This window comes from Pollutimonas subterranea, from assembly GCF_002849655.1.
GTDB classification, from domain to species: Bacteria; Pseudomonadota; Gammaproteobacteria; order Burkholderiales; family Burkholderiaceae_B; genus Pollutimonas; species Pollutimonas subterranea.
This window is the reverse complement of sequence record NZ_PDNW01000002.1, coordinates 121,294-147,306: the sequence shown is the minus strand read 5'-3', so window position 1 is coordinate 147,306 and position 26,013 is coordinate 121,294. Positions and strand designations below refer to the sequence as shown.

20 protein-coding genes are annotated in these 26,013 nt (G+C 59.6%); 8 read left to right on the top strand and 12 right to left on the bottom strand.

Going from position 1 to position 26,013, the window contains the following annotated elements; translation table 11 throughout:
* The first annotated feature begins 100 nt into the window (after window positions 1–100).
* The 8 genes from CR159_RS03185 (at window position 101) to CR159_RS03150 (ending at window position 10,543) form a co-directional block, all read left to right on the top strand.
* Window positions 101–1,105 carry a magnesium and cobalt transport protein CorA gene (locus tag CR159_RS03185; protein ID WP_102072567.1) on the top strand — a complete coding sequence of 335 codons (1,005 nt, stop codon included), beginning with the start codon at window positions 101–103 and terminating at the stop codon, window positions 1,103–1,105.
* Window positions 1,106–1,131: 26 nt separating this feature from the next.
* The gene (locus tag CR159_RS03180) at window positions 1,132–2,772 is read left to right on the top strand and encodes an acyl-CoA dehydrogenase family protein (protein ID WP_102072768.1); all 1,641 of its coding nucleotides are present in this window, start codon (window positions 1,132–1,134) and stop codon (window positions 2,770–2,772) included.
* Between the two features lie 143 nt (window positions 2,773–2,915).
* Window positions 2,916–3,542 carry a thermonuclease family protein gene (locus CR159_RS03175; RefSeq protein WP_233208153.1) on the top strand — a complete coding sequence of 209 codons (627 nt, stop codon included), beginning with the start codon at window positions 2,916–2,918 and terminating at the stop codon, window positions 3,540–3,542.
* Window positions 3,536–5,758, top strand: a complete 2,223-nt coding sequence (locus CR159_RS03170) for an ABC transporter substrate-binding protein (RefSeq protein ID WP_102072565.1) — start codon at window positions 3,536–3,538, stop codon at window positions 5,756–5,758. Before CR159_RS03175 ends, CR159_RS03170 begins: the two co-directional genes overlap by 7 nt.
* Entirely contained in the window at window positions 5,755–6,732 is a 978-nt protein-coding gene (locus tag CR159_RS03165) for an ABC transporter permease (RefSeq protein WP_102072564.1), read from the top strand. Before CR159_RS03170 ends, CR159_RS03165 begins: the two co-directional genes overlap by 4 nt.
* A 3-nt stretch (window positions 6,733–6,735) precedes the next feature.
* Complete coding sequence (locus CR159_RS03160) at window positions 6,736–8,193, top strand: ABC transporter permease (protein ID WP_102072563.1); 1,458 nt, start codon at window positions 6,736–6,738, stop codon at window positions 8,191–8,193.
* Window positions 8,190–9,932, top strand: a complete 1,743-nt coding sequence (locus CR159_RS03155; protein WP_102072562.1) for an ABC transporter ATP-binding protein — start codon at window positions 8,190–8,192, stop codon at window positions 9,930–9,932. The genes CR159_RS03160 and CR159_RS03155 overlap by 4 nt, the downstream gene beginning before the upstream one ends.
* A 92-nt stretch (window positions 9,933–10,024) precedes the next feature.
* Window positions 10,025–10,543, top strand: coding sequence for a DUF1178 family protein (locus CR159_RS03150; protein WP_102072561.1), 519 nt, complete (start codon window positions 10,025–10,027; stop codon window positions 10,541–10,543).
* Window positions 10,544–10,662: 119 nt separating this feature from the next.
* Here CR159_RS03150 and efp read toward each other — a convergent pair whose 3' ends face one another.
* The 12 genes from efp to CR159_RS03090 all read right to left on the bottom strand — a co-directional run bounded on the left by efp (window position 10,663) and on the right by CR159_RS03090 (window position 25,876).
* A complete protein-coding gene (gene efp / locus CR159_RS03145; protein WP_102072560.1) occupies window positions 10,663–11,220 on the bottom strand; it encodes an elongation factor P in 558 nt (185 codons plus the stop codon).
* Window positions 11,221–11,301: 81 nt separating this feature from the next.
* Window positions 11,302–12,417, bottom strand: a complete 1,116-nt coding sequence (earP, locus tag CR159_RS03140; protein WP_102072559.1) for an elongation factor P maturation arginine rhamnosyltransferase EarP — start codon at window positions 12,415–12,417, stop codon at window positions 11,302–11,304.
* On the bottom strand, window positions 12,418–13,617 hold the full coding sequence (locus CR159_RS03135) for a DUF2863 family protein (RefSeq protein WP_233208152.1): 1,200 nt from the start codon (window positions 13,615–13,617) through the stop codon (window positions 12,418–12,420). It abuts the gene before it with no gap.
* A gap of 115 nt (window positions 13,618–13,732) precedes the next feature.
* A complete protein-coding gene (acnB, locus tag CR159_RS03130) occupies window positions 13,733–16,318 on the bottom strand; it encodes a bifunctional aconitate hydratase 2/2-methylisocitrate dehydratase (protein WP_102072557.1) in 2,586 nt (861 codons plus the stop codon).
* 145 nt (window positions 16,319–16,463) lie between these two features.
* Window positions 16,464–16,739, bottom strand: a complete 276-nt coding sequence (locus CR159_RS03125) for a GNAT family N-acetyltransferase (protein ID WP_102072556.1) — start codon at window positions 16,737–16,739, stop codon at window positions 16,464–16,466.
* A gap of 24 nt (window positions 16,740–16,763) precedes the next feature.
* Complete coding sequence (locus CR159_RS03120) at window positions 16,764–17,162, bottom strand: hypothetical protein (RefSeq protein ID WP_102072555.1); 399 nt, start codon at window positions 17,160–17,162, stop codon at window positions 16,764–16,766.
* 130 nt (window positions 17,163–17,292) lie between these two features.
* Window positions 17,293–18,735 carry a bifunctional 2-methylcitrate dehydratase/aconitate hydratase gene (locus CR159_RS03115; RefSeq protein WP_102072554.1) on the bottom strand — a complete coding sequence of 481 codons (1,443 nt, stop codon included), beginning with the start codon at window positions 18,733–18,735 and terminating at the stop codon, window positions 17,293–17,295.
* A gap of 36 nt (window positions 18,736–18,771) precedes the next feature.
* On the bottom strand, window positions 18,772–19,962 hold the full coding sequence (gene prpF / locus CR159_RS03110) for a 2-methylaconitate cis-trans isomerase PrpF (protein ID WP_102072553.1): 1,191 nt from the start codon (window positions 19,960–19,962) through the stop codon (window positions 18,772–18,774).
* A 17-nt stretch (window positions 19,963–19,979) separates the two neighbouring features.
* Window positions 19,980–22,574 (bottom strand): Fe/S-dependent 2-methylisocitrate dehydratase AcnD, encoded by a 2,595-nt coding sequence (acnD, locus tag CR159_RS03105; RefSeq protein ID WP_102072552.1) that lies wholly within the window; start codon window positions 22,572–22,574, stop codon window positions 19,980–19,982.
* Window positions 22,575–22,658: 84 nt separating this feature from the next.
* Entirely contained in the window at window positions 22,659–23,822 is a 1,164-nt protein-coding gene (gene prpC, locus CR159_RS03100) for a bifunctional 2-methylcitrate synthase/citrate synthase (protein ID WP_102072551.1), read from the bottom strand.
* An 18-nt stretch (window positions 23,823–23,840) separates the two neighbouring features.
* Window positions 23,841–24,734, bottom strand: coding sequence for a methylisocitrate lyase (prpB, locus tag CR159_RS03095; RefSeq protein ID WP_102072550.1), 894 nt, complete (start codon window positions 24,732–24,734; stop codon window positions 23,841–23,843).
* A gap of 152 nt (window positions 24,735–24,886) precedes the next feature.
* The gene (locus tag CR159_RS03090; RefSeq protein ID WP_102072549.1) at window positions 24,887–25,876 is read right to left on the bottom strand and encodes a malate dehydrogenase; all 990 of its coding nucleotides are present in this window, start codon (window positions 25,874–25,876) and stop codon (window positions 24,887–24,889) included.
* Between the last annotated feature and the right edge of the window lie 137 nt (window positions 25,877–26,013).

The window sequence follows — 26,013 nt, the reverse complement described above, 5'->3', positions numbered from 1 at the left end:
GCAGCTCCAGATGTTCATCCGGCGGACGCGTCCAGGGGTGATATGATGAATTTGCTGTTTTCTATATTCGAGCAACGGGTCAGTGAAGGAAACTCCGGGTATGGTCATTGATAGTCCAGATACGCCTGCGGCAAATCAAGGGGTGGTAGCGTCGATGCTATATCGGCCTGGCCTCGATCCGCTGCATGTGGACCTGGACCAGGTCGCTTCCTGTGTGATGTCGAAGAATGGCTTGTTATGGATAGGGCTTAAAGAGCCTTCGTTGGGACAGCTGCAGAAACTTGGCGCTGATCTTGGTTTTTCGCGCAAAGCCATGGAAGAGATCACGTCCCCGCACCGGCGACCCAAAGTTGTCGAGTACGAGCGATTGACGCTGATCGTGGCGATTACCGTTGAAGTCGAGAGCCTGCGGCCCAGCTTCGGAGAAACCCAGATACTGATCGGGGAAGGCTTCCTGGTGACCATACGGCGTGGCGCCATGGCCACCCATCAGGAATTGCGCGACCAGCTCGAGAACTCGCCTGAATTCCTTGGCCGCGGCGCCGATTACGTGGCATCGGCTTTGCTGGACCTGCTGGTAGACCGCTATATCATTGCCTTGACCAAGCTCGAGAGCGTCGTCGAAGGGGTGGAGCAACAGTTCCTGTTGCGAGGATTCCGGGAAACGGATGTGCGCCGCCTGTATCGCCAGCGCCGCGACCTGCTTCGCATCCATACGGCAATTGCGCCCATGGCGGAAATCTGCCGGCGCCTGTCGCGGGTCGAGATGCGCAATATCGACGCGGATAGCCGTGCTTATTTTGGCGAGGTGGCCGATCGCGTATTGCGCGCCAATGAATTTATCAACAGTCTGCGCGAAGCCTTGGCGTTCGCGTTCGAAGCCAGCCTCATGATAGGGCAGTCGCAGCAAACGGATACAACGAAAAAGCTGGCTGCGTGGGCGGCCATTTTGGCGGTCCCGACAGCCGTAGCCGGAATCTATGGCATGAATTTCAAGTATATGCCCGAACTCGACTGGGCCTATGGGTATCCCTTGGTTATGGGCGCTACCTTCGCGGTATGCGCCGTGCTGTACTGGAAGTTCAGGAAGTCAAACTGGTTATGAATCGCTGCGGCGATATGGGTGACGCCATGAGTACTACGACACATGAAGTGACTAACCAGGTCCCCGAATTGGGTGACTACAACCTTTACGGCAGCGATATCGCCTTGCGCGAAGGTGTCAGGCGAGAGGGTGGTCAGTGGCACGATGAGGCCTTGGTTGATTATGGCGGGCGTCTTGGCGGGAAAGATGTCATGGCGCTGGCACACGAGATCAACCGTTGCAAGCCGGAGCTCGACGCTTTCGATCAACAAGGCCATCGTGTTGACCGCATCCGCTTTCACCCAGGCTGGCACCAGTTCATGGGCATGGCGTTCCAGCAGGGCATGCATTGCAGCGCCTGGTCGGCGCCGCAAGCCGGTGCCCACGTGGCGCGGGCGGCGGCCTACCTGATGCACGGGCAGATCGAAGCCGGGTCCCTATGCCCTACGACCATGACGTCAGCGGCGATCCCGGTGCTTCAACAGGAACCCTGGTTCGATTCCATCGTTAGCCGGCTATATTCGCGCGACTACGATGCGCGCGACCTTCCCTTGTCGGAGAAAAGTTCGATGATGGTAGGCATGGGCATGACCGAAAAGCAGGGCGGCTCGGACTTGCGCAGCAACACGACACTCGCCACGCCCACCGAAGCTGGCGGCCGCGGCGGCACGTATCGGCTGATCGGCCACAAGTGGTTTTTTTCCTCACCCACATCGGATGCGCACTTGGTGCTGGCGCGCCACGACGATGTTTTTTCCTGTTTCTACATGCCCCGCTGGCTCGACGATGGCAGCAAGAACGCCGTGCATATCCAGCGTATCAAGAACAAGATGGGCAACACCTCGAATGCGAGCGTCGAGGTCGAATTCGATGAGGCCATCGGCGTCATGGTTGGCGAGCCCGGCCGTGGTATCGCGACGTTGGTCGAGATGGCTTCTTATACCCGGCTTGATTGCGTGCTCGGAAGTACGGCGCTGCTGCGGCAGGCGCTCGTCCAGGCGCTGCATCATGCGCGGCATCGGCTGGCTTTCGGACAGCCCTTGATCCGGCATGCGCTAATGCAAAACGTGTTGATGGATCTCGCACTGGAAAGCGAGGCGGCCACCACCTTGTCGCTGCGTCTCGCGCGGGCCTTCGATGCGTCGGACGATATTATCGACCACGCTTACCGGCGCATCCTGACGCCGGCCGCCAAGTTCTGGATATGCAAACGCAGCATCGAGGCGGCGGGCGAATGCATGGAGGTATGGGGCGGCAACGGATACATAGAAGACGGCCCCATGGCGCGCCTGTTTCGTGAAGCGCCGGTCAACTCCATTTGGGAAGGATCCGGGAATGTGATGTGCCTGGACGTATTGCGCGGCCTGAAGCGGCATCCCGATCAGGCACAGGCCTTATTGGCGGCGCTGCAGGAAGATTGCGCCGGTGAGCCGCTTTTGAAGCAGCGCATGCAGGATCTCCTTGCCGTTTTGTCATCGTCCGGTCCTACGCTCGAGGCGGCTGCCCGTTATGTCGCGCAAGAGCTCGTGTTGTTGACACAGGCCAATCTGCTGCGTCGGCATGCGCCATCGGTGCTGGCCGATGCTTTTGTGCAAAGCCGCTTTGGCGGCACGGGCGGGCGAGTCTACGGCGTAAGCGCGGCGCCCCTGGCCCTATACAGTGTGCTGGAGCGGGCATGGCCGGAATGACTACGACGCAAACAGGAGCAAGTAATTTCTAGGGATTAACCGTCTGTTGCGCGTCGCGGCAAGCCCATATAATCGCAGAGCCCGTCCTGCAATGGTCGCCGGCATCTACACTGTATTTTTCCGGGGACCCAGTGAATAGAGTCTTGAATAAATTGACGAGCAGGCTGCTTGCTGGGCCGACGGCCAAGCCGTGGACCAGATGGTTGGCGGTAGCCTTGATGCTGGGCCTGGCGGGGTTGGGTTCGGTCACTGCCTTCACGCCAAAGACCTCGGCCGATACGGCCTCAAGCACGCTGCCGGTCGATGGAAATTACACCATGGTTGGGCGCGTGGTGCAGGTGATCGATGGCGATACCTTCACCCTGCTCGTGAAGGGCCAGCAACAACGCGTTCGCATGGCGAGCATCGATGCGCCCGAAATCGGTGGAAATCCAGATCGGCCTGGACAGGCGCATGGGCAAGCATCAAAAAAAGCATTGACGGCACTCATAGCCGGCCAAACCATTACGCTTGATTGCTATGAACGTGATCGCTACGACCGAAATGTCTGCAATGTTCCTTTGCCCGGCGGCGACACCGCCAACCGCAAGCAAGTGGCCGCGGGCATGGCGTGGGCCAATATGGAAGGCCGTGGAAAGTTCATGCGCGATCCCGAGCTGCCTGGCCTGGAACAGCAGGCCAGGCGCGCCGGCGCCGGCGTCTGGCAGCAGGCGAGGCCGGTCAGCCCATGGGCGTGGCGCTATCAGTGCTGGAAGCAAGGTCAATGCTAGGCGCACGGGCAGTGCGCATGCTTGTGCTCCTAGCTGTGACGCTGGTGGCGGCGTGTACATCGGGGCCGGTCAATAGCCCCTACGCCCACGGAGAAGCAGACGAAAATGTCCTGTATACGGCTTTCGCGCAGCGTTCGCCAAAATACCTGGACCCGGCGCGCTCTTATTCGGCAGACGAGACGCCGTTTACCTACTCCATCTACGAGCCTCTGTATGGCTATGATTACCTGGCGCGGCCTTATAAGCTGGTGCCCAAGACGGCGCTGGCGATAGAGCAGCCCGTGTACTTCGATGCTGCCGGTCAGCAGTTGCCCGACGACGCTCCGGGCCAGCAAGTCGCGCTCAGCGTCTACGATATCCAGATCAAGCCGGGCATCAAGTTCCAGCCGCATCCCGCCCTGGCACGCGACGCCTCGGGCGGGTATCGCTACTGGCCGTTACAAGACGGCGAGCTTGAACATAAATTCGGCATTGACGATTTTCCACATACGGGAACGCGAGAACTACTGGCCAGCGACTATGTCTATGCTTTCCGGCGGCTCGCAAGCCCCCGTGTGGCCTCACCCATTTATGGGGTCATGGCCGAGCATGTCGTTGGCTTGCGCGACTATGGTGAACAGCTCAAGAAAATAGACGAGACCCAATCCGCTACGATGGCATTCGCGCACCGCCCATGGCTGGACTTGCGCGAGACCCAGTTCGACGGGGTACAGGCGCTGGACTCCCACACCTTGCGCATCAAGGTAAAGGGCAAGTATCCACAATTCAAGTACTGGCTGGCCATGACGTTTACGGCTCCGGTCCCCTGGGAAGTCGATCGCTTTTATGCGCAGGCCGGCATGGACCAGCACGACTTGTCGCTCAATACCTGGCCTGTGGGTACCGGTCCCTATATGCTGACCGAATCCATCCCGAACCGACGACACGTCTTGTCGCGCAATCCGAATTTTCGTGGCGAGCCTTATCCTTGCCAGGGCGAGCCGGCCGATGCCGCGGCAGGCCTCTTGGCCGACTGTGGAAAACTCACGCCTTTCGTCGACAAGGTGGTCTTTTCGCTGGAAAAAGAAAGCGTGCCCCTGATGGGCAAATTCATGCAAGGCTATTACGACATTCCTCAAGTAGACCGGGGCGACTATGGGGTTGCCTTGCGTGTTGCCGCAGGCGACTCCGCCGAGAAGGCATCCCTGTATCGTGACCATGGCATACAGTTGCGCAGCTCAACGGAAGCGCAGGTGTATTACCTGGGCTTCAATTGGCGCGACCCGGTGGTGGGACAGGGCGACACGCCCGAGCAGCAGGAAAAAAATCGCAAGCTTCGCCAGGCAATCGGCATTGCGTTCAACTGGGAGCAGTTTGTCTCCATATTCCAGAACGACGAGGCCCAGGTTGCCTATGGCCCGGTGCCGCCGGGCATCCTTGGTTATCAGGACCTGCCGCAAGGCATTAATGAGCAGATCTATACCCTGGAAAACGGCCGTGCCTTGCGTCGTCCGCTGGATGACGCACGCCAGCTCCTGAAAGAGGCGGGGTATCCCGATGGCCGCGAGGCGGACACCGGCCGGCCCCTCATCCTGCATTTCGATTCCGCCGGCGGCATGGGTTCCAGCGCCATGCTGGACTGGATGCGGCGCCAGTTGGCTTCCATCAATATCCAGCTTGAAGTGCGTGCCACTGATTACAACCGCTTCCAGGACAAGATGCGCAACGGTAGCGCGCAAATGTTCATGTGGGGTTGGGTCGCCGACTATCCCGATGCCGAGAATTTCCTTTTCCTGCTTTATGGCCCCAATGCGAAGGCCGAAGGCGGGGGCGAGAACGCATCGAACTATCAGAATCCGCTGTTTGATCGTCTCTTCGAGCAAATGCGGTTTCTCGACGATGGCCCCGAAAAAGAGGCGCTGGTGCATAAAATGGTCGACTTGGTCCAGCACGATGCGCCCTGGCTGTTCGGCTATTTTCCCAAATCGGGCGGGGCCTACCAGGCATGGGTGGGTAACGCAAAGCCAACCCAAATGGTGCGCAATACCTTGCAGTTCTACCGGATCGATCCCGCGCTGCGTGCGGCAAAAATCAAGGAATGGAATCAACCTGTCTGGTGGCCCTTATGGTTGCTGGGCGGACTGATCGCCGTGGGCGGATTCCTGGCCTGGCGAACGGCGCGCAACCGGGACCGCAGCACGGCCCTGGCGCGCCACGATACAACGAGGCAAGCATGACACGCTATGTAATACGGCGCCTGCTGTACGGGGTCCTCATCCTGATCGGAGTGAACGTTCTTACTTTCGTGCTGTTCTTTGCGGTGAATACACCCGATGACATGGCACGCTTGTCGATAGGCGGCCAGCGTGTCAGCCAGACCGCCATCGATAAATGGAAAGCCGAGAGGGGCTACGACAAGCCCTTGTTCTTCAACAAGCAGGCGGTCGGTGCGGACCAATGGACCGACACCATCTTCGTCGACCGCTCGGTGCCGCTATTGCGTTTCGATTTCGGATTCTCCGACGAAGGACGGGATATCAGTCACGAAATCGGCCAGCGCATGGGCCCCAGCCTGGCGCTGGCCCTGCCCACCTTTTTTCTTGGCCTTCTGGCGTGTGTATCGTTCGCCTTGCTGCTCGTGTTTTTCAAGGGCACGCCGCTGGACTTTGCCGGCGTGGTGTTATGTGTCGTGCTCCTGTCGATCTCCGGGCTGTTCTACATCATTGCGGGCCAATGGGTTTTTGCCAAGGTGCTGCGTTGGGTGCCTTATTCGGGCTACGTAGACGGCTGGGGCAGCGTGCGTTTCCTTGTGCTCCCGGTGCTGGTGGCCGTGTTGTCGCGCCTGGGTGCCGAATCCCGCTTTTATCGCACATTGTTCCTGGAAGAAGCGGGCAAGGATTACGTACGCACAGCGCGAGCCAAAGGCCTGTCTGAGCGAATAGTGCTGTTTCGCCATGTACTGAGAAACGCCATGCTGCCCATACTCACGGGCACTGTCTCGGCCATACCGCTACTTTTTATGGGCAGCCTGATTTCCGAGTCGTTTTTCGGCATCCCCGGCCTGGGCAGCTACACCATCGATGCCATCAACGCCCAAGACTTTTCCATCGTGCGCGCCATGGTCTTCCTGGGGGCTTCCCTGTATATCGTTGGACTGATCCTGGCGGATATTTCCTACACCCTGGCCGACCCCCGGGTCCGGTTCGAGTAGCCCATGCCTAAATTTGTCTTCCTCTGGACCGATATCTTTGTGTTCTGCATGGTTCTTGCCGTGCTGTTTTATGCGTTACGGGTTCGGCGCAGCGCATCCTTGCGCTCGGCCTGGCGCAGTGTGGCCCGCACGTCATCGGCCATGTGCGCGGCGGTCGTCCTGGCCGGCTTTGTGTCGGTAGGCGTTCTCGACTCCGTGCACTACCGGCCTTTACTGCCACCGGTCAGTACCGCGGTTCCAGCCGTCGCCGACGCGCCGCCCATCTATTCGCCACGGCTGCGTTCTGCGCTGGATGACCTGTTGTCGCTTACCCAGCTGGCCCAGCGCGAGAACACCTATTCCGCGCCCTTGGCAGTGCGCCAATTCACCAAAGAAACCGTCGTCGACAATGGCCAGGCCACGCGTGAATACCCGCGCCTCAAGCATGCCGGCCAGTATTTGCAGAGCGAGGACGATCGACTGCAGGACATCTACAGGCGTTTGGCGTGGGGAGTCGCCACTGGCCTGGGCGCATCGCTGATCGCGGCCTTGCTGCTGACGATGGCTCATCTGCGTGGTGCAGCCAGTTTCGGACGCGCCTGGCAAATATGGTGGCGCGGTGAATCCGGTGTGCCCTGGCGGCCCATGTGGATCACATTCGGGATAGGGCTCTTGCTGGCCGCCGTCGCCCTGAGCCTGGGTGGTGACTACCATGTAATGGGTACCGATCGCACGGGCAACGATGTGCTGTGGCAATGCCTGAAAAGCATACGCACTGCACTGGTGATAGGCACGCTGACCACCGTGGCTATGCTGCCCCCGGCGCTTATATTCGGTATTGCGGCCGGTTACTTCAAGGGGCGCGTCGATGACGTCATTCAGTATATTTACACGACGCTTACTTCCATCCCGGGCGTTTTGCTCATTGCCGCGTGCGTACTGATGATGCAGGTCTATATTGACAATAACCCCGGTTTGTTCGATACGGTCGCGGCCCGCGCGGACCTCCGCCTGTTCCTGCTTTGCTTGATCCTGGGCTTGACCGGTTGGGCTGGACTGTGCCGTTTGCTGCGTGCTGAAACGCTGAAGCTGCGCGAACTCGAATACGTCCAGGCGGCCCGTGCATTCGGTGTGGGCCATTGGCGCATCATGCGGCGCCACTTGCTTCCCAATCTCATGCACATCGTGTTGATCACCATGGTCCTGGAATTCTCCGGCCTGGTCCTTTACGAGGCAATATTGTCGTACCTGGGCATAGGGGTCGACCCCAGCACGCCCTCATTCGGTACGATGATAGACATGTCGCGCCTGGAAATGTCACGCGACCCCATGATCTGGTGGAATCTCCTGGGCGCCTTTATGTTTTTGCTGGCGCTGGTGTTGTCGGCCAACATCTTCGCTGACGCCGTCCAGGATGCGTTCGACCCCCGTACACGCCGCTATAAGCCACGTCGATACGCGCTCAAGGACGCTACGCCATGAATGAAATTGTCCATAGCGACAGGCATTCGCGCGCCGGTGCAGGCGATACAGTAGTGTCGATTCACGACCTGTCAGTACAGATATCAAGCGATGCGGGGGTGCAGGACGCGGTAAAGTCCCTGGCCCTGACCATAGCGCGTGGAGAAACCTTTGCGCTGGTCGGCGAGTCCGGGTGTGGCAAAAGTATGACGGCGCTTGCCTTGCTGCGCCTGTTGCCCGAAGCCGGCCGTGTTGTCTCCGGCGAAATCCACCTGGGCGACATTGAACTCAACGGGCTGACGGAACAGGGCATGCGCCGTGTACGTGGAGGACAGGTCGGCATCATATTCCAGGAGCCGTCCACCAGCCTGAATCCCGTCATGACGATAGGCGACCAGCTTATCGAGACACTGCGTGCGCATACCTCATACCGCGGCAAGGAGCTCCGGCAGCGTGCCGCCTGGTGGCTGGCACGAGTCGGCATACCGGAAGCCGATAAGCGCCTGCACGACTATCCCTTCCAGTTTTCGGGCGGACAGAAGCAGCGCATCATGATTGCCATCGCCCTGGCCGCCGAACCGCGCCTGCTGATTGCCGACGAGCCCACCACCGCACTGGACGTCACGGTACAGGCGCAAATCCTCGATCTCCTGGCCGATATCCAGAAAGAAATGGGCTTGGCCATCATGCTTATTACCCATGACCTGGCCGTGGTCAAGAACGTGGCGGACCATGTCGCGCTGATGCGCGGCGGCCGTATCGTCGAGACGGTGGATGCGGACTCCTTTTTCTCGGCGCCTAAGCATCCCTACGCCCGTGAGTTGTTGGCGGCCATCCCCACTTTTGCCAAGCGCGGCAAGCCCTTGTCGGCGAGCCAGGTACCTGTATCGGAAGCCGCCTCGCGGTCCACGGAAATCTCCGGCTTGCCCATGGCCGCCGCGACCCGCAGCAAGGCGGGTCTTAGCGATGCCCCCGTGTTGGCGGTAAAGAATCTCTCGGTCTCGTATTCCGCCAGGGGAAGTTTCTGGAGGCATCCTGAGCCCGTGAAAATTGTCGAGAATGTGTCGTTCGACTTGCGCGCAGGCGAAACACTGGCCCTGCTCGGCGAATCGGGCTGCGGCAAGACAACGACCGCCAAGGCGCTGCTGCGCCTGCTGGACAAGCAAGCCACAGTCGGCGGCCACGCCAGCTTGCAGGGTGAAGATCTGCTTTCCGCCCGCGGTGCACGCTTGCGTCAGTTGCGCCAGGCCATACAGATCGTTTTCCAGGATCCCTATGCCTCGCTCGATCCGCGCATGCTGGTCGGCGAGATTCTGGATGAAGGCATTGCCGCCTTGCGTCCTGATCGATCCAGAGCCGATCGCAAGGCGCAAATCAGCAGCTTGCTGGACCGGGTAGGGCTACCCCAAAATACGGCACAGCGCTACCCGCACGAGTTCTCGGGTGGGCAGCGCCAGCGAATCGCCATCGCCCGCGCGCTCGCCGTGGAGCCTTCCGTGCTGATATGCGACGAACCCACCTCTGCGCTGGATGTATCGGTACAAGCGCAAATTCTCGATCTGTTACGTGCGCTACAGGAAGAGTTCGGTATTGCCTACCTGTTCATTACGCACAATTTTGGCGTCGTCGAGTATCTGTCCGACCGTATCGCCATCATGCATCAAGGGAAAATCGTCGAAGCCGGTACGACTGAATCCGTTCTTTCCGCGCCACAGCATAGTGAAACCCGCCGCCTGCTCGCCGCCGTTCCCCGCCTGTAGCGACAGCTCTCTCTATAATGGTCTTTTAGCGTTGCGCATGCTGGGCGGGTTCCTCGCCTTGTAGTTGGCGCCGCCACCCACATATTGGTCTTATGTCATTAAAAGTGTTTGATCTTCAATGCGACCAGGGCCATGTATTTGAAGGCTGGTTCGGGTCCGTCGACAATTATGAATCGCAGCAAGCCCGGGGCTTGTTGAGCTGTCCTATTTGCAGCAGTTCCCGCGTCTCGAAGAAGTTATCGGCACCGCGCCTGAATCTTGGCCATGCAAAGGGCCCGGACCCCGTTGCGGGCACGGGGTCCGCCCCTGCTGCCGGGCCTGGCTCTGCGGTGGCCGCCACTGGGGTGGCCGCCACTGCGGTGGCTGCGCCTGCCGCGGCCCAGATGGCGCAGTTGCAGGCTCAAGTCATGCGCCATATTCGCCAGATGCTGCGCAATACCGAAGACGTCGGCGTACGGTTCGCCGAAGAAGCCCGTCGCATGCACGAGGGCGAGGCCCAGGAGCGTGCCATTCGCGGAACAGCTACCCGCGAGGAACGGCGGGAATTGGCGGAAGAGGGAATCACAGTCATGCCCATACCGGAATTTCTGGACGATGACCGCCTGCAGTAAGGGCCTGCGGCCTTTGCAATAAAAAAGCACCAATCGTTAAATTGGTGCCTCTGGATTGCGCCTTGGGGACGCAAGCTGTAGCCAAAACCCAGTCGAATGAATCGGCTGGGTTTTGCTTATTACATTACGCGGCTGCGGTATTCGTTGGTGCGTGTGTCAATTTCGATCTTGTCACCGATATTGCAGAACAGCGGCACGTTGATGGTCATGTCGGTGTTGGTCTTGGCAGGCTTCAGTACTTTGCCCGACGTGTCGCCTTTGACGGCAGGTTCGGTGTACATGATCTCGCGCACGACGATCGTGGGAAGTTCGACGGAAATGGCCCGTCCATCGTAGAACACGACCTGTACTTTCATGCCTTCTTCAAGGTAGTTCAGGGCGTCGCCCATGCTTTCCGATTCGACTTCGTGCTGGTTGTATTCTTCATCCATGAAGACGTACATGGGATCAGCGTAGTACGAATAGGTGCATTCTTTGTTTTCGAGTTGAACGACCTCGAATTTTTCGTCGGCCTTGGACACCGATTCGCTGCCCGATCCGGTAAGTAAGTTCTTGAACTTAAGCTTGACGACAGCCGAGTTGCGGCCTGACTTGTTATATTCGGTTTTTTGCACTACCAGTGCGTCGTTACCTACTTTTACGACGTTCCCAACGCGCAATTCTTGTGCGGTTTTCATATATTCCAAAGACTCCGGGGGTTTGATTGCTCCGCCAGATGCCACTGCCGGGCCGGAGCATGACTTACTAAACCTTAGATTTTAACCTGATCGCTGCTTTTGCGTGCAAAAGTCGACAAGGCAGTGGGCCAAATCGGGATACTCAGCCAGTTTTTGACTGAAATCCGCGCAACTGGATTGCCAGTTCTGCCAATTCTGTGGCTTCAGCGCTTCACATAGATGCGCTGAAACTTCCCGTTCATTGCCCAGGTTCCAGTGCTGCATCAGCGCTTGCGCCGCCGCCGGGTAGCCGGACTGGTCCAGCCAGGCCTGAAGTTTATCCATATGCGCGCCGGCTTCCTGGGCATATATCTGCCAGACCAGCGGTTTCCCCGCCCACAGGGCGCGAACCAGGGAGTCCTCACCCCGCACGAAATTCAAATCGCTGCTCCAGAGCAACAAGTCGAAGTTCGCCTGGTCGACGAAGGGCACTTCGTGGAGATGCACATGTTCGCTGGTGTGTGCGGCCAGGGACGGGTAGACGCCTTGGGGCACAAGGAGCAAGGCAGGACGATCCTGCTCATTCAGGCCGGCGAGCAAAGCCCGGGCTGGCGCATCGGGATAGCAGAACAGGAAAGCAAGGAGCGCACCTTCTTCCAGGCGGTGGATCTGCTCGTTCGGGACATTGACTGATTTCATCAGGTCCAGGCGGCGTCCCGGGTTCGATAGCCATTGAGCCCGCTTCGCCAGCAGGCCGGGCTCGCGCAGCAGGCCGCCTGTTTTCGCTGTAAACCCGGGAAAGTAAAAATATTTGCGCAGGCCATTGGGCTGCAAGGACGGCAGCCCGTGGCAGGACTCGACCCAGTTTTCTGCGCTTAAGTACTCGAGGTTGATCCACAAGCTATCGTGGCGGGCCATGGCCTCGATGAAGGAGGGCGGAGGATCGCAGGCAAAGGCTTCGATGACCACCGCATGGGGCTGCATGACAGGTGCCGGCGCGGTCCAATGGACAATATCCACATCGTCGATACGTTGGGACCCATCCTGCGTACGAAGCTGTGGTGCGATCCGGGAGAAGCTGTGCAGATCGTCCACCCAGAGCCGGACTTCATGCTGGTGCGGCGCCTGCGCCAATTGCCTGGCCAGACGCCAGCACACGCCGATGTCGCCATAGTTGTCGACGACCCGGCAGAAGATGTCGAAACTGAGCCTGCCCATTCAGTGAAAGTGGACGGGCGCCAGGTCGGTCTCTTCAGGAAGTTCGGGGTGCATCATCTCGCCTTGTGCATTGGGGAAATAAGGCGCCCCGCAGTCGTCGCAGAACTCGGCGGGATGAACACCAGGCAAGCGCCGCACGTCGCCCACGCCCTGCTCCTTGAGCAACGCTGCGATCTCATCGGGTATGTCGACGGTTTCGTCTTCCGCGTCGTCGGCGACAGCCTCTTCCTTGCTGAGTACCGGCCAGATGCATCCGTAGATGACCTCGTTGCTTTGCCGCGTGCTGAACCCGACGCGGTATTCTTCGATGCTGGTGGCGCCACAACCCGTGATGACTGCGCGCAGGTCCTCGCCGGGCAGATGAGCAGCGGTTTGCAGCCATGTTACGGCGGCTTTCAAGGCGAGGGGGCGTATGCGGCGGTCAGCTTCACGGCTGTTCATGTAATACGCGTCGGGCTGCAGGAACTCCATATGGCAACCAGTGAACATGGGCGTGAAAACTTCGGCGCTGGCTTTCTCCCAGGCTTCCTGGCATGCCTGCCGCAGGGCAATGGCGTCGTCCTGGGGTGCTTGCCAGCGGAATACTGCCTGTCCCTTCGGAACGACGATGACGCCGACGGCGAAGCGCGCATCGGCCAGCATGCCTTCCGCTTCTTCGGGCGTATTGATGATGCAGGGCTCGGTGGATACACCCAGTGCCAGTTGGGCCAGGCGTTGCGTCCATGCGTGCGTTTCCTGGAACGACTGGGGCATTTGGTCGAAATTGACGAACGCCGGTATGAGCGCCATTCTGGCGCCTTCCGCGACGATATGCTCGTGCAGATGGCGGGCCAGTGTTGCGCTTTGGACAGCCGTAAGATCGCCCTCGGGCAACTGATAGCGGGTCCAGGCCACGATGGGTGCCGAGAATAATAAGGCGTCGTATTCGATACCCTGGTGCACGATAGTCGTTGATTCGGACAGCGTTTCGGCTTGTTCGACAAGGATCTCGTAGGCGTTCAAGTCGCTGGCCAGCAAGTGTTCAAGAACGCTTTCAATCGTTTTGTTCTTCTTGCCGGACAGCATCTTGTTCAACTGCGTGGCAATCAGGTTCTCCCAATAGATATCTTCCAGGCGGCTGCCTGAACGTGCCAGGGCAAGCGTCAAGGTGACAAGGCGTTGCGCGTCGCGAGTCAAACGGGAGGGGGGGGCGGCAGGCATACGGGGCATAAGACAGTACAAGTTGGTTAGATGACTAGTGTAACGCTCTCCTGATAAAAAAACTCCCGGGGCCAGGGCCCCGGGAGTTTGTTCGGCGAGCGGTACTGAGGCCGGACTATACGCTGACTGAGTCGGCGATTTCCTTGAAGTCTTCGATCTGGTCGAAGTTCATGTAGCGGTAGATTTCAGCGCCATTCTCGCTGAGCACGCCCATGTCGGCCATGTACTCTTCCTTGGTGGGAATGCGCCCCAGGCGCGAGCAAATGGCGGCCAGTTCGGCAGAACCCAGGAAGACAAAGGAGTTCTTGCCCAGACGGTTCGGGAAGTTGCGCGTGCTGGTCGACATGACGGTGGCACCTTCGCGCACTTGTGCCTGGTTGCCCATGCACAGCGAGCAGCCGGGCATTTCCATGCGCGCGCCGGCGCTGCCCAGTACGCCGTAATGGCCTTCTTCCGTGAGTTGCTTCTGGTCCATCTTGGTGGGCGGCGCAACCCACAGCTTGGTCGGCATATCGCGTTTTCCTTCCAGCAGCTTGGATGCTGCGCGGAAATGGCCGATATTGGTCATGCAGCTGCCGATGAAGACTTCATCGATCACCGTGCCGGAGACATCAGACAGTGTTTTGACGTCGTCAGGGTCGTTGGGGCAGGCAACAATGGGCTCGTGCACATCGGCCAGGTCGATCTCGATCACGGCCGCATATTCGGCGTCGGCGTCGGGTGCCAGCAATTGCGGATTGGCCAGCCATGCTTGCATGGCCTTGATGCGGCGGCCTAGCGTACGCTCGTCTTCATAGCCGTTGGCAATCATCCATTTGAGCAGCGTAATGTTGCTGTTGATGTATTCGATGATGGGCTCTTTGCTGAGGTGCACGGTGCAGCCGGCGGCCGAGCGCTCTGCCGAGGCATCCGACAGTTCGAAAGCCTGTTCAACCTTGAGGTTGGGCAATCCTTCGATTTCCAGGATGCGGCCCGAGAATATGTTTTTCTTTCCCTGGGTTTCGATCGTGAGCAGGCCCTGCTTGATGGCGTACAGCGGGATGGCGTTGACCAGGTCGCGCAAGGTAACGCCGGGGCGCAGCGTGCCCTTGAAGCGCACCAGTACCGACTCGGGCATATCCAGGGGCATGACGCCCGTGGCTGCCGCGAAGGCCACCAAGCCGGAGCCGGCGGGGAAGCTGATGCCGATCGGGAAGCGCGTGTGTGAATCGCCGCCGGTACCCACGGTATCGGGCAACAGCATGCGGTTCAGCCACGAGTGGATGATGCCATCGCCCGGGCGCAGGGAAATGCCGCCACGTGTGCTGATGAAAGCGGGCAGTTCGTGGTGGGTTTTCACGTCCACGGGTTTAGGGTAGGCGGCGGTATGGCAGAACGACTGCATAACCAGGTCGGCCGAGAAGCCCAGGCAGGCCAGGTCTTTGAGCTCGTCGCGCGTCATGGGGCCGGTGGTGTCCTGGCTGCCCACGGACGTCATTTTTGGTTCGCAGTAGGTGCCTGGGCGCATGCCGCGACCTTCCGGCAGACCGCAGGCACGGCCAACCATTTTCTGGGCCAGCGTGAAGCCCTTGCCGGTATCGGCAGGAACCTGGGGCAGGCGGAACAGCGTCGATACCGGCAAGCCCAGCGCCTCGCGCGCCTTGGCGGTCAGGCCGCGGCCGATAATCAGGGGAATGCGGCCCCCGGCGCGTGCCTCGTCGAACAATACATCGGACTTCACCTTGAATTCAGCAATGACTTCGCCGTTCTTCAGTGCGACGCCGTCGTAAGGGCGCAGCTCGATGACGTCGCCCATATTCATATTGGTCACGTCGAGTTCGATAGGCAAGGCGCCGGCGTCTTCCATGGTGTTGTAGAAGATCGGAGCAATCTTTCCGCCCAGGCAAACGCCGCCAAAGCGCTTGTTGGGAACGAAAGGAATGTCCTCGCCGGTGTGCCAGAGCACCGAGTTGGTGGCTGATTTGCGCGACGAGCCCGTACCGACCACGTCGCCCACATAAGCAATAAGGTGACCTTTTTGCTTCAGGCTTTCTATGAATTTGATCGGGCCGATTTTTCCGGGCTGTTCAGGCTCGATGCCCGGGCGGGGGTTCTTGAGCATGGCCAGGGCATGCAACGGAATATCAGGGCGGCTCCATGCGTCCGGTGCCGGAGACAGGTCATCGGTATTGGTTTCGCCCGTTACCTTGAACACCGTAAGGGTAAGGCTCTGTGGGACTTCGGGGCGGCTGGTGAACCATTCGGCATCGGCCCAGCTTTGAAGGATGGCGCTGGCATGCTTGTTGCCTTTGTCGGCCTTGTCCTTGACGTCGTGGAAGGCATCGAACACCAGCAGGGTTTTCTTCAGGCCTTCGGCGGCGATGCTGGCAAGCATATCGTTGTCGAGCAGGTCGACCAGGGGACCGATGTTATATCCGCCAAGCATGGTGCCCAGCAGTTCAGTGGCGTACTGGGGATCAATGAGAGGACAGGCTTCCTTGCCCAGGGTAATGGCGGCCAGATACGAGGCCTTTACTTTGGCAGCATCATCCACACCGGCGGGGACGCGGTGCGTGATGAGGTCGACCAGGAACGCTTCTTCGCCGGCAGGCGGATTCTTGAGCAGCTCGATCAGGTCGGCGGTTTGCTGTGCGGAAAGAGGAAGAGGAGGGATGCCTGACGCGGCGCGCTCGGCAACATGTTGGCGATATGAATCCAGCATTGTGCATGCCCTTTTATTCGATGATGAATGGAATAGTGCTTACCCCTAATTGTAGGAGGAAGGGCGGCCGGAAGCAAATGTCTTATATCTTATATAAGACATAAGATACACTTTTGTGGCGGCGGCGCCAAAAAGACGGTTCAGTTCACGCCAGCAGGTCAGCGTACTCGGGGTGTCGTTTTATGTAGGCGGCGGCATAGGAGCACTGCGGGCGCACCAGCCACCCATTGCCGCGGACGGTATCCAGGGCATATTTCGTAAGGTCGGCGGCAATGCCCCGGCCCCCGACAGCCTCGGGTACACCGGTATGGGTAATGATCATGACGCCGTCTTGCAATTGATAATCAAGAACACTGAGGATGCCGTCTTCTACCCATTCAAATCGTTGCAAGCTGGTGTTGTTTTCGATGCTGCGGCTCATTGTTGCTCCTGGACAAGGGAATGATCAGGAGTTCATTGTAAGCAGGATCAGTGCCCACATCACCAGCATGGCGGCGGTACCGATAAAGCAGCCCGCCCATAGGCCTATGATCGGCCACTTTATCCCAATGGGTACGTCTACCGGCTCGATATGGGGAAGCAGCCGGTTGGCCTCGCCCGCAATCCAGAACGTGCTCTTGGGAAAGGCAAGCCGCAGGAAATAATCGAGCAGGATGGCTGCACGTATCGACAGTGGATAGCGCTCCCAGGGCTGATGCTTCAGATAAGGGTGGCGCAGGACCTCGTTGGTCTTTCTCAGCCTGAACAGCAGCAGGACAAGCGCTGAAACAAGAGAGGTCAATGCGCATGCGACGAGTAATGTGAAGCTGAAGGGTAGGGCGTACAGGACAAAAGTTTGAAACATAGTGATAGTGGCGGTGGGGCTATGGCTAGAGGTATTTGAAATGGAAGCGGCTTGTCGGAGCGCTGGTCCGCTGAACGCGGGTCGATCAACGCCGAAGGCGGATGATACCGCCTACGGTACCACTTATGCTTCAGATGACGTAGAGATCCACGTATTCATGCACCGGCATGGCCTCGAGTTTCTTCAGGTCCAGCGACGCATCGAGGATGTGCTGTTGCTGTTTTGTAGGGAAACGGAGTGCGAGCTTGCTGCGAAACTTGTCTTCCAGCAACGGTATGCCTTCATTGCGGCGGCGCTTGTGCCCGATGGGGTACTCGCACACTATTTCATCCAGGATGCTGCCGTCGTTGAACTCCACGGTCAATGCATTGGCGATCGAGCGTTTATCGGGATCGTGGTATTCGCTTGTGAAGACAGGGTCTTCCACGCATATGATCTTGGCACGCAGCGCATCGATACGCGGATCGGTGGCAATGTTGTCTTCGTAGTCACCGGCGGTAAGGCGACCGAACAGGATAGGGACAGCCACCATATACTGGATGCAATGATCGCGGTCGGCCGGGTTATTCAGTGGACCCTTCTTGTCGATAATGCGTATGCATGCTTCATGTGTACGAATCGTGATTTTCCTGATATCGCTAGCCGACTTGCCGACCGCCTTCAGCTTCTGGTGGATGGCCATTGCGCATTCCACGGCCGTTTGCGAATGAAATTCGGCCGGAAAGGAAATCTTGAACAACACATTTTCCATGACATAACTGCCATAGGGCCGCTGGAACCTGAATGGCTGGCCTTTGAACAGCACGTCGTAGAAGCCCCAGGTTTTCGCCGACAGTGCCGAGGGGTAGCCCATTTCACCGGTCCTGGCGATAAGGGCCAGGCGAACCGCGCGGCTGGTGGCATCTCCGGCTGCCCAGCTTTTTCGGCTGCCGGTATTGGGCGCATGACGATAGGTGCGCAGGCTCTGGCCATCGACCCAGGCCAGCGACACGGCATTGAGAGTTTCCTCGTGCGTGAGGCCCAGCAACTGGGACACCACTGCCGTGGAGGCCACTTTGACCAGTACGACGTGGTCCAGGCCTACCTTGTTGAAGGAGTTTTCCAGTGCAATGCAGCCCTGGATTTCGTGTGCCTTGATCATGGCGGTCAGGACGGCGCGCATGGTCAGCGGCGCCTTGCCCGCGGCAACGGCGTTGCGCGAGAGCCAGTCGGCGGTGGCCAGGATGCCGCCCAGGTTATCCGACGGATGGCCCCATTCCGCCGCGAGCCAGGTGTCATTGAAATCCAGCCAGCGGATCATGGCGCCGATGTTGAACGCCGCCTGCACGGGATCAAGCTGGAACTGGGTGCCCGGCACTTTGGCGCCGTTGGGCACCATGGTGCCAGGAACGATGGGCCCCAGCAGTTTGGTGCAGGCGGGATACTCCAGCGCCTCAAGGCCACAACCCAGGGTATCGATCAGGCACAGGCGGGCGGTTTCGTAGGCCGGTTCCGACTTGATCTCGTAGCGCTGGACATAATCGACGATGTCGACCAGGACGGGATCCCAGTCGGGGCGGTTGGCAGATTCCATATGGACTTGTCCTCCGGGCAACAGTCGTTGGCGTTCCTAGAACGCGTCGCCGGGCACGCGCACCCAGCCCTCCATCAGTACTCGGGCGCTGCGGCTCATGATGGCCTTGGTGACGACCCAGTCGCCGCCTTCTTGGCGGGCCTGTGCACCGACCCGCAATGTTCCCGAGGGATGGCCAAAGCGTACCGCATTGCGTTCTCCGCCGCCAGCCGCCAGGCTTACCAAGGTGCCTGGAATGGCTGCCGCGGCGCCAATGGCGACGGCGGCTGTGCCCATCATGGCATGGTGCAGCTTGCCCATGGACAGGGCACGCACCAGCAGGTCGATGTCGGCGTTGTCAATCTGCTTGCCGCTGGACGCGGCGTAGGCGGCCGGCTTGGCGACGAAAGCCACTTTCGGAGTGTGCTGGCGCTGGGCGGCTTCATCGATATGCGCGATCAGGCCCATGCGCAATGCGCCATGGGCACGTATGGTTTCGAACTTCGAGAGCGCGCCGGGATCGCCGTTGATGGCATCCTGCAGCTCGGTGCCGGTGTAGCCGATGTCTTCGGCATTGATGAAAATGGTCGGGATGCCGGCATTGATCATGGTGGCCTTCAGCGTACCTATGCCCGGTACATCAAGATCGTCGACCAAGTTGCCGGTGGGGAACATCGAGCCGCCCGCGCCGTCTTCATCGGCGGCCGGATCCATGAACTCCAACTGCACTTCTGCGGCGGGGAAGGTGACGCCATCCAGTTCGAAGTCGCCCGTTTCCTGTACGGCGCCGTCGGTGATGGGCACTTGGGCGACGATAGTCTTGCCGATATTCGCCTGCCAGATGCGTACCGTCGCCATGCCGTTTTGCGGGATACGGCTGGCATCCACGAGGCCATTGCTGAGGGCGAAGGGGCCGACAGCTGCCGAGAGATTACCGCAGTTGCCGCTCCAGTCGATAAAGGCCTTGTCGATGGAGACCTGGCCAAACAGATAGTCGACGTCGTGGCCGGGCCGGCTGCTTTTGGAGAGAATGACCGTCTTGCTCGTACTGGAGGTCGCGCCGCCCATGCCGTCCGTCTGCTTGGCGTAGGGATCGGGGCTGCCGATGACGCGCATCAATAGCGCGTCGCGTGCGGCGCCTGGCACTTGGGCGGAATCGGGCAAATCCTGCAGGCGAAAGAACACGCCTTTGCTGGTGCCGCCCCGCATATAAACGGCGGGAACCTTGATCTGTGGGGAGTGAGCCATGAATAGTTCCTTTGTTCTTAAGCGGCCGCGGTGGAGTCCAGGAAGTCCTGGGCAAAACGTTGCAATACGCCGCCCGCTTCGTAGATCGACAGCTCTTCCGCTGTATCGAGGCGACAGGTGACGGGCACCTCGGCGCGCTGGCCGTTCTTGCGGTTGATCACAAGGGTCAGCGTCGCAAGCGGCGTGCATTCACCGATGACGTCGTAGGTTTCCGTGCCGTCGATGCCCAGCGTCTTGCGATTCTGGCCGGGCATGAATTCGAGGGGCAATACGCCCATGCCAACGAGGTTGGTACGGTGGATGCGTTCAAAGCCTTCGGCAACGATGGCTTCCACGCCGGCCAGGCGCACGCCTTTGGCGGCCCAGTCGCGCGATGACCCTTGGCCGTAGTCGGCGCCCGCAACGATTATGAGCGGCTGCTTGCGTTCCATGTAGGTTTCTATGGCTTCCCACATGCGTGTAACCTTGCCTTCAGGTTCAATGCGCGCGAGCGAACCCTGCTTGACCTGGCCGTTCTCCTGGACCATTTCATTTAACAGTTTTGGGTTGGCGAAGGTAGCACGCTGGGCGGTGAGGTGATCGCCGCGGTGGGTTGCGTAAGAATTGAAGTCTTCTTCCGGCAAGCCCATCTTGGTCAGGTATTCACCGGCGGCGCTGTTCGCCATGATGGCGTTGGACGGAGACAAGTGATCGGTGGTGATATTATCGCCCAGTACCGCCAGCGGACGCATGCCCTTGAGCGTGCGTTCGCCGGCCAGTGCACCTTCCCAGTAGGGCGGGCGGCGGATGTAGGTACTGGTCGGGCGCCAGTCGTATAGCGGGCTGAGCTGCTCATTGCTATTGACGCTCACGGCAAACATGGGCTCGTAGACTTGGCGGAACTGTTCAGGCTTGACGCTGGCGGCCACGATGGCATCGATTTCTTCATCGGTGGGCCAGAGGTCTTTCAGCGTGACCGGATTTCCGTCCTTGTCGATACCCAGGACATCTTTTTCAATATCGAAGCGGATGGTGCCGGCAATGGCATAGGCGACCACCAACGGCGGCGAGGCCAGGAAGGCCTGCTTGGCATAAGGATGGATACGGCCGTCGAAGTTGCGATTGCCGGACAGCACGGCTGTCGCGTACAGGTCGCGGTCGATGATTTCTTTCTGAATCACGGGATCCAGGGCGCCGCTCATGCCATTGCACGTGGTACAGGCAAAGCCGACGATGCCGAAACCCAGGCTTTCCAGTTCGGGCAGCAGCTTGGCGTCTTCAAGATAAAGCTGTACCGCTTTGGATCCCGGTGCCAGCGAGGTCTTGACCCAGGGTTTGCGGTTCAGGCCACGCGCGTTGGCGTTGCGGGCCAGCAGTCCGGCGGCAATCACGTTGCGCGGGTTGCTGGTGTTGGTACAACTGGTGATCGCGGCGATGATCACGGCCCCGTCCGGCATCAGGCCGGGTTCGTTTTCCACCGTGCCCGATATGCCGCGGGCCGCCAGTTCGGACGTGGGTACGCGCCGATGCGGGTTCGATGGTCCGGCGATATTGCGCACGACGGTCGACAGGTCGAACTGGAGCACGCGTTCGTATTCGGCATTCTTGAGGCTGTCGGCCCACAGGCCGGCCTGCTTGGCGTAGGTTTCCACCAGCTTGACTTGATCGTCGTCGCGGCCAGTGAGTTTCAGGTAATCGATGGTCTGCTGGTCGATGTAGAACATCGCCGCGGTGGCGCCATATTCGGGCGTCATGTTCGAAATGGTGGCGCGGTCGCCCAGGGTCAGGCGGGACGCGCCTTCGCCGTAGAACTCGAGGTATGACGATACGACTTTCTGGTTGCGCAGGAATTCGGTCAGCGCCAGTACCAGATCGGTGGCGGTGGAGCCGGGGCGCAGCTTGCCGGTCAGTTCGACACCGATGATGTCGGGCAGGCGCATCCACGATGCGCGACCGAGCATCACGCTTTCCGCTTCAAGGCCGCCCACGCCGATTGCGATCACGCCCAGCGCGTCGACGTGGGGTGTATGGCTGTCTGTGCCGACTAGGGTATCCGGATAGGCAACGCCGTCGCGCGCATGCACGACCGGTGACATGCGTTCCAGGTTGATCTGGTGCATGATGCCGTTGCCCGGCGGGATCACGTCGACGTTCTTGAACGTTTTCTTGGTCCAGTTGATGAAATGGAAGCGATCATCGTTGCGCCGATCTTCGATGGCCCGATTCTTGGAGAAGGCATCTTTCTCGAAACCGCCATGTTCGACGGCCAGCGAGTGGTCGACGATCAGTTGCGTTGGCACGACCGGGTTGACCAGGGAGGGATCGCCGCCTTTCGCGGCAATGGCATCGCGCAGGCCGGCCAGGTCGACCAGTGCGGTTTGGCCCAGGATGTCATGGCAAACCACGCGCGCGGGGAACCAGGGAAAGTCCAGGTCACGCTTGCGCTCGATGAGCTGTTTGAGCGAAGCCGTCAGCGTGGCCGGATCGCAGCGACGCACCAGGTTTTCAGCCAGTACGCGTAACGTATATGGCAACTTTTCATAGGCACCGGGCTGGATGGCGTCGACGACTGCCTGTACGTCGAAGTAGTCGAGATCAGTGCCGGGCAGGGGTTTGCGGTTTGCAGTGTTCATGGCATCCGGAAGATTGAGATGTGATGTCCAGGGGTGGTGCGGGGAACGGCCGGGCGCGATGCCCGGCTTATGCCCCTGTCGCGATCAGCGCTTGGCGAGCGGTACGAAAGTTTGATCTTCCGGGCCAATGTAGTTGGCGGTGGGGCGGATGATCTTGTTGTCGGCACGCTGTTCAAGAATATGCGCGGCCCAGCCGGCAGTGCGGGCAATCACGAATAGTGGCGTGAACATGGCCGTGGGCACGCCCATCATGTGGTAGGACACGGCCGAGAACCAATCCAGGTTGGGGAACATTTTCTTGGCGTCCCACATCACCGTTTCCAATCGCTCGGCAATATCGAACATTTTCATGTTGCCTTGCTCCTTGGACAGCTTGCGCGAGACTTCCTTGATCACCTTATTGCGCGGATCGGAAACCGTATACACCGGATGACCGAAGCCGATGATGACTTCCTTGTTCTCGACGCGGCGACGGATGTCGGCCTCAGCCTCGTCCGGCGAGTCGTAGCGTTTTTGAACCTCGAAAGCGACTTCATTGGCTCCGCCGTGCTTGGGTCCGCGCAGCGCGCCAATACCGCCGGTAATGGCGGAATACATATCCGAACCTGTGCCGGCAATGACGCGGCTGGCGAACGTCGATGCGTTGAACTCGTGTTCGGCATACAGGTTCAGCGATGTATGCATGGCCCGGACCCATTCTTCGCTGGGCTCAGTGCCGTGCAGCAGGTGCAGGAAATGTCCGCCTATGCTGTCGTCGTCGGTTTGTACATCGATGAAGCGGCCGTTATGGCTGAAGTGGTACCAGTACAGCAGGGCCGAACCCAGATTGGCGATCAGCCGGTCGGCGATGTCGCGGGCGTCGGGGATGTTGTGGTCATCCTTTTCGGGGAGGACGCAGCCCAGCACTGATACGGCCGTGCGCATGACGTCCATGGGATGGCTGGCCGCCGGCAAGGCTTCGAGCGCGCTTTGCAACGCGGCAGGCAGTCCGCGCAGGCTGCGAAGTTTTTGCTTGTAGGCCTTGAGCTCGGCCTTAGTGGGCAGTTTGCCGTGTATCAGCAAGTGGGCGACTTCTTCGAACTCGCTGGCTTCAGCAATATCGAGAATATCGTAGCCCCGGTAGTGCAGGTCGTTGCCGCTGCGTCCGACAGTGCACAGCGCTGTATTGCCTGCGACTACGCCGGAAAGGGCGACGGATTTCTTGGGTTTTGGGCCGGGCTTGCTATCTTTAACTTCGTTTGTAGCCATGTCTCAACTCCTGGAAGGTTATTTCGATTTGCCTTGCTGAAATAGTGCATCAAGCCGGGATTCAAACTCGTGATAGCCGATGCGGTCGTAGAGTTCTTCCCGGGTTTGCATCATGTCAATGACGTTCTTCTGGTGGCCATCCTTGCGTATTGCCGTGTATACCGATTCGGCGGCCTTGTTCATGGCGCGAAATGCCGAAAGCGGGTAGAGCACCATGCCCACGCCTGCGCCTGCCAGTTCGTCGACGCTGAATAGCGGCGTTTGCCCGAACTCGGTGATATTGGCCAGCACGGGTACGTTCAGCGCCTTGGAAAACCGCTCGTAGGTGGCGAGGTCGTACGAGGCTTCAGCAAAAATGGCATCTGCGCCGGCTTCGACGCAGGCCACGGCACGCTCGAGTGCGGCATCCACGCCGTCGACGGCGATGGCATCGGTGCGCGCAATAATGAAGAAATCGCTGTCTGTACGGGCGTCGACCGCCGCCTTGACGCGGTCAGCCATTTCCTGTGTGGTGACGATTTCCTTGCCGGGCCGGTGGCCGCAACGTTTGGCACCGACCTGGTCTTCGATGTGGCAGGCGGCCGCGCCAAACTTGATCAGGCTTTTTACGGTGCGCCCGATATTGAAGGCGGAAGGCCCGAAACCGGTGTCGATGTCGACCACCAGGGGTACGTCGCACACATCGGTAATACGCCGCACGTCGGTCAGCACGTCGTCCAGCGTGTTGATGCCCAGGTCAGGCAGGCCCAGCGAGCCGGCGGCGACTCCGCCACCGGAAAGGTAGATGGCCCGGTAGCCGGCGCGCTTGGCCAGCAAGGCGTGATTGGCGTTGATGGCGCCAATGATTTGCAATGGCTGTTCTTCTTTTAATGCCTGGCGAAACAGAGCGCCGGGCGAGGCGGGTCGGGTCATCGGGATCTCCGAAAATGGCTGTGTCGTGGGCAGATGCCCAGACTCTAATGTATTGGCTGCCACGGAACTGTCTTCGTGGGGACAAAGTACCGGATATGCGTCGGGGCATATCGAAGACAAGGCCCGGATTACCGAGCCTTGTCTGTGTCGCATTACTTCAATAGATCTTGCACGCCGTCACGTTCTTCGAGCAGCTCGTTCAACGTGAAATCCATGCGTTCGCGCGAGAAGGTATCGATTTCCAGGCCTTCGATACGTGTATATTCGCCGTTGGCCGTGGTGACCGGTACACCATAGATAATGCCTTCGGGGATACCGTAGGATCCATCGGAAGGAACGCCCATGGTGACCCATTTGCCGTTCGAGCCCAGCACCCAGTCACGGATATGGTCGATGGCCGCGTTGGCCGCCGAGGCAGCCGATGACAGGCCGCGCGCTTCGATGATGGCGCCGCCGCGTTTCCCGACAGTAGGAATGAACGTGTCGCGATTCCAGGCTTCGTCGTTGATGATGCCCTGCAGGCTTTCGCCGCCGACCGTGGCGAAACGAGTGTCGGGATACATGGTGGGCGAGTGGTTGCCCCAGACGATCAGCTTTTCGATGTCGGCGACCGGCTTGCCCGACTTGGCGGCCAATTGCGACAGCGCGCGGTTGTGGTCCAGGCGAAGCATGGCGGTAAAATTCTTGGCCGGAAGGTCGGGTGCCGACTTCATGGCAATGTAGGCATTGGTGTTGGCAGGGTTGCCGACAACCAGTACCTTGACATTGCGGCTGGCGACATCGTTCAATGCCTTGCCTTGAGCCGTGAAGATCTGGGCATTGACGTGCAGCAGGTCTTTGCGCTCCATGCCGGGTCCGCGGGGGCGTGCGCCAACCAGCAGGGCAACGTCGACGTCCTTGAAGGCTTCACGCGCATCGCTGTATGCGCTCATGCCCGCCAATAAAGGAAAGGCGCAATCGTCCAGCTCCATCATGACGCCTTTGAGCGCCTTCTGGGCTTTTTCGTCGGGGATTTCAAGCAGCTGTAGGATGACGGGCTGGTCTTTGCCGAGCATTTCGCCTGAGGCGATACGGAACAGCAGGGCGTAGCCGATCTGGCCGGCAGCGCCGGTGACGGCGACACGCATGGCGGGTTTGGACATGAACAATCTCCCGTAGATAGTAGGAATGAGTGGGTACGGATACTAATAGTGTAGTGCTTTCGGGTGCCTGGACGCGAGGCATGACAGGCTCCCCGTGCGGGCGCGGCAACAGCGGGCGCACACGCCACGGTAGCACG

Coding starts and splice junctions, on each gene's coding strand:
- CR159_RS03185 (WP_102072567.1), top strand. CDS start 101: ATGGTCATTGATAGTCCAGATACGCCTGCGGCAAATCAAGGGGTGGTA.
- CR159_RS03180 (WP_102072768.1), top strand. CDS start 1,132: ATGAGTACTACGACACATGAAGTGACTAACCAGGTCCCCGAATTGGGT.
- CR159_RS03170 (WP_102072565.1), top strand. CDS start 3,536: ATGCTAGGCGCACGGGCAGTGCGCATGCTTGTGCTCCTAGCTGTGACG.
- CR159_RS03165 (WP_102072564.1), top strand. CDS start 5,755: ATGACACGCTATGTAATACGGCGCCTGCTGTACGGGGTCCTCATCCTG.
- CR159_RS03160 (WP_102072563.1), top strand. CDS start 6,736: ATGCCTAAATTTGTCTTCCTCTGGACCGATATCTTTGTGTTCTGCATG.
- CR159_RS03155 (WP_102072562.1), top strand. CDS start 8,190: ATGAATGAAATTGTCCATAGCGACAGGCATTCGCGCGCCGGTGCAGGC.
- CR159_RS03150 (WP_102072561.1), top strand. CDS start 10,025: ATGTCATTAAAAGTGTTTGATCTTCAATGCGACCAGGGCCATGTATTT.
- efp (WP_102072560.1), bottom strand. CDS start 11,220: ATGAAAACCGCACAAGAATTGCGCGTTGGGAACGTCGTAAAAGTAGGT.
- earP (WP_102072559.1), bottom strand. CDS start 12,417: ATGGGCAGGCTCAGTTTCGACATCTTCTGCCGGGTCGTCGACAACTAT.
- CR159_RS03135 (WP_233208152.1), bottom strand. CDS start 13,617: ATGCCTGCCGCCCCCCCCTCCCGTTTGACTCGCGACGCGCAACGCCTT.
- acnB (WP_102072557.1), bottom strand. CDS start 16,318: ATGCTGGATTCATATCGCCAACATGTTGCCGAGCGCGCCGCGTCAGGC.
- CR159_RS03125 (WP_102072556.1), bottom strand. CDS start 16,739: ATGAGCCGCAGCATCGAAAACAACACCAGCTTGCAACGATTTGAATGG.
- CR159_RS03120 (WP_102072555.1), bottom strand. CDS start 17,162: ATGTTTCAAACTTTTGTCCTGTACGCCCTACCCTTCAGCTTCACATTA.
- CR159_RS03115 (WP_102072554.1), bottom strand. CDS start 18,735: ATGGAATCTGCCAACCGCCCCGACTGGGATCCCGTCCTGGTCGACATC.
- prpF (WP_102072553.1), bottom strand. CDS start 19,962: ATGGCTCACTCCCCACAGATCAAGGTTCCCGCCGTTTATATGCGGGGC.
- acnD (WP_102072552.1), bottom strand. CDS start 22,574: ATGAACACTGCAAACCGCAAACCCCTGCCCGGCACTGATCTCGACTAC.
- prpC (WP_102072551.1), bottom strand. CDS start 23,822: ATGGCTACAAACGAAGTTAAAGATAGCAAGCCCGGCCCAAAACCCAAG.
- prpB (WP_102072550.1), bottom strand. CDS start 24,734: ATGACCCGACCCGCCTCGCCCGGCGCTCTGTTTCGCCAGGCATTAAAA.
- CR159_RS03090 (WP_102072549.1), bottom strand. CDS start 25,876: ATGTCCAAACCCGCCATGCGTGTCGCCGTCACCGGCGCTGCCGGCCAG.